The sequence below is a fragment of the Thiocapsa sp. UBA6158 genome (assembly GCF_002423035.1).
Lineage (GTDB): Bacteria > Pseudomonadota > Gammaproteobacteria > Chromatiales > Chromatiaceae > Thiocapsa.
In genome coordinates, this window is record NZ_DIUM01000070.1 from 31,922 (window position 1) to 40,794 (window position 8,873).

The following is an 8,873-nucleotide window of genomic DNA, read 5'->3' on the forward strand; positions in this document are numbered from 1 at the left end:
TTCCTCGACTATTACGCCACCGGCCGGCTCGATGTCGAGGTCGCCGCATCCGTCGTCTCGGGCATCGCGCGCGGCTGCGAGCTCGCCGGCTGCGCCCTGACCGGCGGGGAAACGGCCGAGATGCCGGGCATCTATCGCCCGGGCGACTACGACCTCGCCGGTTTCTGTGTCGGGATCGCGGAGAAGGCCGATCTCATCGTCCCGGACCGGGTCCGACCGGGCGACGTGCTGATCGGGCTCGCAGCATCCGGTCCGCACTCCAACGGATACTCGCTGATCCGCAAGGTGATCGAGGTGAGCGGCGCGGATCTCGGCGAGGATCTGGACGGGATCAGCCTCGGCGAGCGACTGCTGGCGCCGACCCGCATCTATGTCAGGTCCGTCTTGCCCTTGACACGCGCCATCAGGGTGCACGCCCTCGCCCACATCACGGGCGGCGGACTGACAGAGAATCTGCCGCGGGTGCTGCCGGACGACACCCGTGCGGTCCTGGATCTCGCGAGCTGGCCCCCCCCGCCTGTCTTCGATTGGCTCCAGACCAAGGGCGGTATCAGCGATGCCGAGATGCTGCGGACCTTCAACTGCGGGATCGGGATGGTGATTGCCGTCGACGCGCACGATTTGGATCAGGCGCTCGAGCTTCTGCGCGCCGGCGACGAGGATGCCCGGGTGATCGGACAGGTCGAGGCGGGTCAAGGGCCCGCGTCCGTACGCTATGTCGGCGAGGCCGCGCATGCCTGATGGCGGACGCCAGCGCGTCGTCGCCTTGATCTCGGGCAGCGGCAGCAACCTGCAAGCCTTGATCGATCGGCAGGCCGATGGACTGCCGATCGAGATCGTCGCCGTCATCAGCAACCGCAGGGATGCCTTCGGCCTGGAACGGGCCCGACGCGCCGGCATCCCCGCCGAGGTGTTGGACCATCGCGATTACTCCGGGCGCGAGCCCTACGAGGCCGAGCTGCGCGCCCTGATCGATCGCTATGCGCCCGGCTTGGTGATCCTGGCCGGCTTCATGCGCATCCTCACGCACGCTTTCGTCGAGCACTATGCCGGGCGCATGCTCAACATCCATCCCTCGCTCTTACCTAAGTTCCGGGGGCTCCAGACCCATCAGCGCGCCCTGGATGCCGGGGAGCATGAGCATGGCGCAAGCGTCCACTTCGTCACACCCGAGCTCGACGGCGGACCTGTCGTCATTCAGGCTCGACTGGGCATCCATCCGGGTGAGGACGCCGCGACACTGGCGCAGCGGGTGCTCGCGCAGGAGCACATCATCTATCCGCAGGCCGTCGGCTGGTTCGCGCAAGGGCGCCTGCGCTTGGGAGAGGATGACCGGCCCTGGTTGGACGGCGCGCCGCTGATGTCGCCGATCGTGATCGATTCACTGGGCGATTTCCGGAAAATTCCATACCCGTAGGTTGCGCTGACGATAGGAGGCACAACTTGCGCCGAAATTTGGTTGTGCCACGCACGGCTCGGCACAACCTGCGGCCGTCGGGTCGTGAAGCGATCCGATGCGCAACTTGGCATAACGGTTTCCGGAATTCGCCTTGACTTGCGCCGATGGGCTCGGCTCCGGCGACGAGTCGCCTCAAGCTCACGCAGCGCGGGCAAAATTATCAATCGATTCGTGATCTACCAATCTCGGAATTTCGTTGTATCAAGCCATTGGGAATGATATGGATATTCAAACGGACAGAAACCGCTTGCGCGAAGGAACACTGGTTCGATGGGACGGGGCCAAGGGGTTTGAATTCATCCGGCCGAACGACGGCGGCAAGGACGTCTTCGTCCACGTCAGCGCGCTCCCTTCTGGATTGACCCCCGGCATCGGGACGTCCCTGGTGTTCAGTGCCAGCGACGATCCTCGGGGGCGTGGTCAGCGGGTGATCAAAGCGGTTGCGGCAGGCTTCTCAAGCCGGACAGCGGTGCAGACCGCTCTCGAGGTCAGGGCTAAACCGGCCCACGTCCGCAAGGAGCGAGCCGTAGTTGGCGCTGAGGGAAGTCGGAGACATGTTGGCCGAGTGCATCCGACGCGCGCCCGAAGCACGCGCGACCAGACCCTCAAACCGCTCCCGCTCAATGCCCAGACCGCCATGGTCGCCGTTCTCTCACTGGTGTGTCTCGTCGCTGCCGCCACGATGGCGCCTCTGACGCCGCTCCCGTTCATCGCCTACCCGGTCTTCAGCTCACTTGCATTTCTGATGTACGCCCGCGATAAGCTCCGTGCGATCCGAGGCCACTGGCGCATTCCGGAGTCATCGCTCCATCTGGTCGAGGCGGCGGGCGGATGGCCGGGTGCCTATATCGCCCAGCAGATGATGCGTCACAAGACCGTGAAAACGAGCTATCAGGTGACCTTCTGGCTCATCATCCTGCTCCATGTCGGCTTTTGGATCCTCTGGATGGCCTCGCCCGAGACGGTGCTGGAGCAGTTTCAGCCGATCGCGGATTATTTATCCGACGCTCTGACGATTGACCGCTAAACCGCGTCCAGAGCGAGATGCTCACTTTACGAATGAGCTCGACGTTTGGTGCATCCACGGCCCTTAGCGGGAACGCGGTTTAGAATCATATATTTTTTAATCTCTTAAACCGCGCCGGCTCCAGCGGTCGTCAACTCTGCCGGGGCCGATCCCATCCAAAAACATCGCATACCGCGTGGGGCGTGGTTTAAAAGCAGACACCGGTTTCTGCCCGATCCCTCAACGCTCACACTTGCCGAGCTTCTCGGGCGCGCCGGGGCCGCGTTGTCGGGCGCACTATTTCCGTCGCGGCTTGGACTCGGCGTCAGTGCTGTCGCTGCTTGAACTCGTTCCGCCCGAGGACAGGCTCGTCGCATTCGCGAGCATCTTCTGAAACATGTCCCATGAGGCCATGGTCCCGGTCACGTAGGGCTGGAACAGCTTGATCGGGTCGTAACCCTCGGTGCCGGCGACCATGCGCTCGCGGATGTCGTCCATCAACTGGCGCTGAAAGGCTTCGACATCCGGCAAACCCAGCAGCTTGCGCATCTCTTCCGGCGTCATCTCGATATCGAAACTCATCTTCATGCCTCTCTCCTTGGAGCGCGGCGCGGCACGGTGCCCCGCCTGCACGATAACTCTGGACGATGACGTGGGTTGAATCAAGCCGCCTCGCAACGATGCAAGACCGGAGGGCGTCCGACTCGGTGGAGTAGTTCAGAGATCCCGAGACCGACCGAGATCATTATCATGTTGCGTTTGACTTCGGAGGTGTCCTCGATATCGGTGAGACGCGGTTTAAAATTTATTATTTTTTCTATACTTTAAACCGCGCCAGTTCCGGCGGTCGTCGGGGCCGGCGCGGCCAAGCCAATCCAACAAACTCCGCATAACGCACCGGGCGCGGTTTAGTGCCGACTCGCACGTGGGACCGAGTCGGTCGGTGCGGGATCCTCCACGGCCATGGTGCGACGCACCCGACGCCCGACCAAGAGACAGGCGCGCTCGAATGCCTGACTGGCCTCGCGTGCGTTCCACTCCCACTCCGACGGATGCGCGGTGACCGGGAACTGCCAGTGCCCGGTGGTCAACACGGTGCCGATACGCACCTCGAGCGTCCAGTCGTGCCAGACCGTGCCCGGCTGATCGTCCTCGACGAACTCCTGCTCGGCGAGTCGGATATAGTTGCCGGCGCGGTCCTCCATCGAGACCAGTTCGGAGAGCACCAGCGAGTCGTCGACGCAACTGCTCCAACCGGTGTGGACCGCGCTGGCCGTCCCCATTAAGGCGTGGATGAGGAGCGACGGTGTCAAGGTCAGCGACAAGGGTGTTTCCCAATCCGGCTCGGCGACGTCGCTCGGGCTCTCGGGGTCGGTCTGGATGGCCATTGCAGATCCTTCATGGTCGACTTGTTCCCGGCTGGTGCAGGGCGTCTAATGGGCTTCAGTCTATAGTTCAGGTCCGCCACAGGGCAATCCTCGTTCGGCTTTCATGCCTCGGCCCGCGGCCGAGGTCAGGCAAAATCGCAAGGTTGTATCATGTCCGTTCTGCTCGATCTCAGCATCTTTCCCGTGGACCGAGGCGCCGGTGTCAGCGGCTTCGTCGCCCCCGTCATCGCCATGATCCGCGACAGCGGTCACGACTACCGACTCTCGCCGATGGGTACTCTCGTGGAGACCGATACCCTGCCCGAGGCGCTCGCGCTGATCGAGCGCGCCTACGAGATCCTCGACGCCTTGGGCTGCGAGCGCGTTTATGCGACGGCGAAGCTCGACATCCGGAAAGGTCCGGGCGGGCGGATGGAGGGGAAGGTCGAGTCGGTGCGCAAGCAGATCGGCGAGGTCGCCTGCTGAACCGCGTCCTCCTGGCGCGATATGCAGAGGTTCGCAGAGCTGATGCTGTCGGTGGCCATGATCTGCACATGGAGCTGGACGCGGTTCAGGAATCGCTAGCCATCGAAGAGCTATGCGGTTAAAATTATATATTAATTAAATACTTAAACCGCGTCGACGCCGACATCGCGGAGGGATGCCGAACTGGCCGCCTACTCGAGACGACGCATACCGCACAGGACGCGGTTTAACAAGGGACGCCCCGATCATGAAGGTTGCGATTTTTTCCGATGTTCAAGCCAACCTGCCGGCGATGGAGGTCGCGGTCGAGCGGATCCTCGACTGGGGTCCGGATCTGGTGGTGATGGACGGGGACCTGGTCAATCGCGGACCAAGCAGCCTTGCTTGTGTCGAGCTGTTCGACGAGCTGCGCCGCACACGCGGCTGGTTGCCGGTGAAGGGCAATCATGAGGCTTGGATCCTGCGCTGCGCTCAGGAGCCGCCCCGCACCGAGCTGGAGGGACAGATGCGGCGTTTTGCCGACTGGACCTACGAGCAACTGCGCGAGCGTCTCGCGGCGCTCGAAGGCTGGCCGGACCATCTCTGCTTCCACGGCGAGAGCGATTCCAGCTGGGTGCACGTGACGCACGGGACCATGGCCGGAAACCGCTTCGGGATCTCGGCCGGTGTCTCGGACGAGGATATCCGCGGGAACCTCCCGGTGGATGTTGCGCTGTTCGTGACGGCGCACACCCATCGCCCGTTGCATCGCGAACTCGACGGCACACCCATCCTGAACGTCGGCTCGGTCGGCTCGCCGTTCGACGGCGACACGCGCGGAAGCTACGCCTTGCTCGAAGAGCGTCGGGGGCGTTGGATCTGGGAGATCGTACGGTTCGACTACGACCGTGCTCGCGCGGAACGCGATTTTCGCGATTCGGGCTTTATCGAGGAGGGCGGACCTTTGGCGCGCATCCTCTTCGAGGAGTGGCGTCAGGCACGTCTGTTGATGCCCTACTGGAGGCGAGGCTTCGAGCCGGCTGTTCTCGCGGGAGAACGCGACCTCTCCGAGGCTGTAGAGGAGTTCCTGCGGGACTCAGGCCAAGGCTGAGGGGGTCGAACCCCGGTGCGCCGGCCGAGGCGCACCGGGGTTCGATGGACGTCGTGAGGGTCACTGCCTCGCCTGCTCGCTCAGGACATAGAGAGTGACTCCGGACCCGAGCAGCCCCAAGGCCACCATCGGGATCCAGGCGGTGGTCAGGAGCGCTTCGGCTCCGTAGGTCGCGCCGGCCAAGGTCAAGAAGAGGGTTGCGGTGATCAGACTTAAGATAAGAGGCATCATGCTTGTTTCCTTTTAGCTACAACGTTGGCTCTAATATTAGCCTTTGCTTAAATAGTTGCAAGCCTTGCCGAGCCACCTCGGACGCCTGAAACAGGTCTGGGCCGCGCATGTAACAGATTGAAACTAGAAGATACATCAGGCGCGATCAGGGCGCTCGGGAGAATCCGACGCTGCGGATCGGACACACGACGCGATCGATGACAAATTGCAACAAGATGTAACAGGGCAACAGTCGCCCCCTTGGAGTATCAGATGAGCGACTCGGATCGCCTTTACCGCTTTACCTTCGAGAACATCGGGATTCGCGGCAACCTGGTCCATCTGGACGCGACCTGGCGTGCCGTCCTGGGCGCACACCCCTACCCGGAAGCGGTACGCGATCCGCTCGGTGAGTCTTTGGCCGCCGTAACGCTGCTCGCCTCGACGATCAAGTTCGAAGGCTCACTGATCCTGCAGGCACAAGGGAAAGGTCCCATCCGCACCCTGGTTGCTCAGGCGACCCACGAACACAAGGTCCGCGGGCTTGCCCGTTGGGAAGGCGAGGTTCCCGCCGAGGGGACACTCGCGGCGCGGTTCGGGCAGGGCCATCTGGCCTTGACGATCGAGCGGCGCGGCGCCGAGCCCTATCAGGGGATCGTGCCGCTGGAAGGCGCGGATCTCTCCGCGGCGATCGAGCGGTATTTCGTCGACTCCGAGCAGCTCCCCACGCGACTCTGGCTTACGGCCGGAGAACACCGCGCCGCCGGACTGCTGCTCCAACGCCTCCCCGGCGAGGGTTTGAGCGATGAGGATTGGGCGCGGATCGGCATCCTCGCCGACACGCTCACGCGCGAGGAGCTGACCGGTCAATCCGCCGGCGATCTGCTGTATCGGCTCTTCAACGAGGAGTCGATCCGGCTCTTCGAGCCCGAGCCGATCGCCTTTCGATGCGGCTGCTCGCGCACCCGCATCGAGGAGACGCTCAAGCTCCTCGGCCCGGCCGAGGTGGACGACATCCTTGCCGAGGAGGGCGCGGTCAGCGTCACCTGCGAGTTCTGCAACCGCAACTATGCCTTCGACGCGGTGGACGCCAAACAGCTCTTCGCCGAGCTGACCCGCCACGATCCCTCGCCCTCGCAGCACTGAACCGATCCGGCTTCCACCTCATGCCGATCACCTTGCAGCCCTTGCTCGGGCTGGGCGTCATCCTCGTTCTGGCCTGGCTCGCGAGCGAGCGGCGTCGCGCGGTCAGTCCGCGCCTGGTCATCGCCGGTCTGGCCCTCCAGGTCGCCCTCGCACTTTTGCTGCTGAAGCTGCCGCTCGCCCAGACGGCCTTTTTGGCGCTGACCGACCTGGTGCTGTCCGTGCAGCGCGCCACCCAAGCCGGCACCGAGCTGGTCTTCGGCTTCCTCGGCGGCGGTGCGGCGCCCTTCGAGACGCGCTATCCGCACAACAGCTTCGTGCTCGCCTTTCAGGCGCTCCCGCTGATCCTGGTGATCAGCGCAGTCTCCGCCCTGCTTTTCCATTGGCGTGTGCTGCCCCCGGTCGTGCGCGGCTTCGCCTGGCTGTTGCGACGGACCATGGGGACCGGCGGGGCGCTGGGGCTGGGGGCGGCGGCGAACGTCTTCGTCGGCATGACCGAGGCACCCCTCTTGATCCGACCCTACTTGGCGGGACTGTCGCGCGCGGCGCTCTTCGCACTCATGACCTGCGGCATGGCCACCGTCGCCGGGACCGTCATGGTGCTGTATGCGGGGATCCTCGCCGACACCGTGCCGGACGCGATGGGACACATCCTGACCGCCTCATTGATCAGCGCACCGGCGGCCTTGATGATCGCCGGCATCCTGGTGCCGGATCATCCGGACGCGGCCGACCGAGCGATCGTCGCCATCCGGATCGAGTCGCGCAGCAGCATGGACGCCATCACCCGCGGCACGCTCGACGCCATCCCGCTCTGGCTCAACATTCTGGCGATGTTGATCGTCATGGTCGCGCTGGTGAGTCTCGCCAACCAAATCCTGGGGTTGCTGCCGGCCGTGGCCGGCGAGCCCCTGACCGCACAGCGCATCCTCGGCTGGGCCATGGCCCCGGTCGTCTGGTTGATCGGTATACCCTGGTCCGAGGCCCAGGTCGCCGGCTCCCTGATGGGCATCAAGACCATCCTCAACGAGCTGATCGCCTACCTGGAGCTCGCCGGCACCGCGAGCACCGAGCTCAGCGACCGCAGCCGGCTGATCATGACCTACGCACTCTGCGGCTTCGCCAATCTCGGGAGCCTCGGCATCATGATCGGCGGCCTCGGGGCCATGGCACCGGCACGCCGCGAGGAGATCGTCGCGCTCGGGTTGAAGTCGGTCCTCGCCGGGACCATGGCAACACTGATGACGGGTGCGGTCGTTGCTTTGATCCTCTGAAGAGAGGACACGCCGACCGAGAGCGGCCTCTGCGTGCTGCGGGTGCCGGTGCGCGGCCAGCGTCATCCATTTATCCTATCGAATAATTACTTCCGATCGTCATTAACGATCTTCTATAGAGGGCCAAACGATTGGCCATCCTCCTTAGCAGTCCGTATTTTCGTTTCGTGCTCGTCGAGCACCCAAGACAAACCGACTTCAGACCATGAAGCCACGAACGGAGATAGAAATGGACAAGACTGTGACGACGACTGCCGGGAAATGCCCGGTGATGCACGGCGGAAATACGGCCGCAGGAACATCGGTCATGGACTGGTGGCCGAAGGCGCTGAACCTCGACATCCTGCATCAGCACGACACCAAGACCGATCCGATGGGGGCGGACTTCAACTATCGTGAAGCGGTCAAGACGCTCGACGTCGAGGCGCTCAAGAAAGATCTGCATGCTCTGATGACCGACAGCCAGGATTGGTGGCCCGCGGACTGGGGGCATTACGGCGGTCTGATGATTCGCATGGCCTGGCACGCGGCCGGCACCTACCGGATCGCAGACGGTCGCGGCGGTGCCGGCACGGGCAATCAGCGGTTTGCCCCGATCAACAGCTGGCCCGACAACGTCAACCTGGACAAGGCGCGGCGTCTGCTTTGGCCGATCAAGAAAAAATACGGCAACAAGATCAGTTGGGCCGATCTGATCGTTCTCGCCGGTACGGTGGCCTATGAATCGATGGGGCTGAAGACCTACGGCTTTGCCTTCGGGCGCGAGGATATCTGGCATCCCGAGAAGGACACCTATTGGGGCTCGGAGAAGGAATGGCTGGCGCCCAGCGACAACCCC

11 protein-coding genes and 1 pseudogene are annotated in these 8,873 nt (G+C 63.6%); 9 read left to right on the forward strand and 3 right to left on the reverse strand.

Annotated elements, in window-relative coordinates; translation table 11 throughout:
* The 4 genes and pseudogenes from purM to B4N44_RS10150 all read left to right on the forward strand — a co-directional run.
* On the forward strand, positions 1-741 hold a 741-nt coding region (purM, locus tag B4N44_RS10135), incomplete at its 5' end, for a phosphoribosylformylglycinamidine cyclo-ligase (protein ID WP_296700228.1).
* Positions 734-1,417: a phosphoribosylglycinamide formyltransferase gene (purN, locus tag B4N44_RS10140; RefSeq protein WP_296700230.1), complete on the forward strand. Its 684-nt coding sequence runs from the start codon at positions 734-736 to the stop codon at positions 1,415-1,417. The genes purM and purN, both read left to right, overlap by 8 nt.
* Positions 1,418-1,679: 262 nt before the next feature.
* Positions 1,680-1,805 (forward strand): annotated as a pseudogene (locus tag B4N44_RS10145) (cold-shock protein); the annotation flags it as partial.
* Between the two features lie 219 nt (positions 1,806-2,024).
* Positions 2,025-2,486, forward strand: coding sequence for a DUF1294 domain-containing protein (locus B4N44_RS10150; RefSeq protein WP_296700431.1), 462 nt, complete (start codon positions 2,025-2,027; stop codon positions 2,484-2,486).
* A 276-nt stretch (positions 2,487-2,762) separates the two neighbouring features.
* On the opposite strand, the gene B4N44_RS10155 is transcribed toward B4N44_RS10150, so the two are convergent.
* Complete coding sequence (locus B4N44_RS10155) at positions 2,763-3,053, reverse strand: DUF6489 family protein (RefSeq protein ID WP_296700233.1); 291 nt, start codon at positions 3,051-3,053, stop codon at positions 2,763-2,765.
* 320 nt (positions 3,054-3,373) lie between these two features.
* The gene (locus tag B4N44_RS10160; protein WP_296700235.1) at positions 3,374-3,853 is read right to left on the reverse strand and encodes a hypothetical protein; all 480 of its coding nucleotides are present in this window, start codon (positions 3,851-3,853) and stop codon (positions 3,374-3,376) included.
* A gap of 150 nt (positions 3,854-4,003) precedes the next feature.
* Between B4N44_RS10160 and B4N44_RS10165 the strand changes: the two genes are divergently transcribed.
* Complete coding sequence (locus B4N44_RS10165) at positions 4,004-4,318, forward strand: MTH1187 family thiamine-binding protein (protein WP_296700237.1); 315 nt, start codon at positions 4,004-4,006, stop codon at positions 4,316-4,318.
* 247 nt (positions 4,319-4,565) lie between these two features.
* Positions 4,566-5,408 (forward strand): metallophosphoesterase family protein, encoded by an 843-nt coding sequence (locus B4N44_RS10170; RefSeq protein ID WP_296700240.1) that lies wholly within the window; start codon positions 4,566-4,568, stop codon positions 5,406-5,408.
* Between the two features lie 60 nt (positions 5,409-5,468).
* Here the strand turns inward: B4N44_RS10170 and B4N44_RS10175 are convergent, their stop codons facing one another.
* Entirely contained in the window at positions 5,469-5,639 is a 171-nt protein-coding gene (locus B4N44_RS10175) for a hypothetical protein (RefSeq protein WP_296700243.1), read from the reverse strand.
* A gap of 252 nt (positions 5,640-5,891) precedes the next feature.
* Here B4N44_RS10175 and hslO point away from each other — a divergent pair, with 252 nt between their 5' ends.
* From hslO to B4N44_RS10190, 3 genes are all read left to right on the forward strand, one after another.
* Positions 5,892-6,764, forward strand: a complete 873-nt coding sequence (hslO, locus tag B4N44_RS10180) for an Hsp33 family molecular chaperone HslO (protein ID WP_296700244.1) — start codon at positions 5,892-5,894, stop codon at positions 6,762-6,764.
* Between the two features lie 20 nt (positions 6,765-6,784).
* Entirely contained in the window at positions 6,785-8,035 is a 1,251-nt protein-coding gene (locus B4N44_RS10185; RefSeq protein WP_296700246.1) for a NupC/NupG family nucleoside CNT transporter, read from the forward strand.
* A 229-nt stretch (positions 8,036-8,264) separates the two neighbouring features.
* The coding region (locus B4N44_RS10190; RefSeq protein ID WP_349681081.1) for a peroxidase family protein at positions 8,265-8,873 on the forward strand (609 nt) is incomplete at its 3' end.

Excerpts from the sequence above, each read along its gene's own strand:
- purN (WP_296700230.1), top strand. The coding sequence starts at position 734 with ATGCCTGATGGCGGACGCCAGCGCGTCGTCGCCTTGATCTCGGGCAGC.
- B4N44_RS10155 (WP_296700233.1), bottom strand. The coding sequence starts at position 3,053 with ATGAAGATGAGTTTCGATATCGAGATGACGCCGGAAGAGATGCGCAAG.
- B4N44_RS10160 (WP_296700235.1), bottom strand. The coding sequence starts at position 3,853 with ATGGCCATCCAGACCGACCCCGAGAGCCCGAGCGACGTCGCCGAGCCG.
- B4N44_RS10165 (WP_296700237.1), top strand. The coding sequence starts at position 4,004 with ATGTCCGTTCTGCTCGATCTCAGCATCTTTCCCGTGGACCGAGGCGCC.
- B4N44_RS10170 (WP_296700240.1), top strand. The coding sequence starts at position 4,566 with ATGAAGGTTGCGATTTTTTCCGATGTTCAAGCCAACCTGCCGGCGATG.
- B4N44_RS10175 (WP_296700243.1), bottom strand. The coding sequence starts at position 5,639 with ATGATGCCTCTTATCTTAAGTCTGATCACCGCAACCCTCTTCTTGACC.
- hslO (WP_296700244.1), top strand. The coding sequence starts at position 5,892 with ATGAGCGACTCGGATCGCCTTTACCGCTTTACCTTCGAGAACATCGGG.
- B4N44_RS10185 (WP_296700246.1), top strand. The coding sequence starts at position 6,785 with ATGCCGATCACCTTGCAGCCCTTGCTCGGGCTGGGCGTCATCCTCGTT.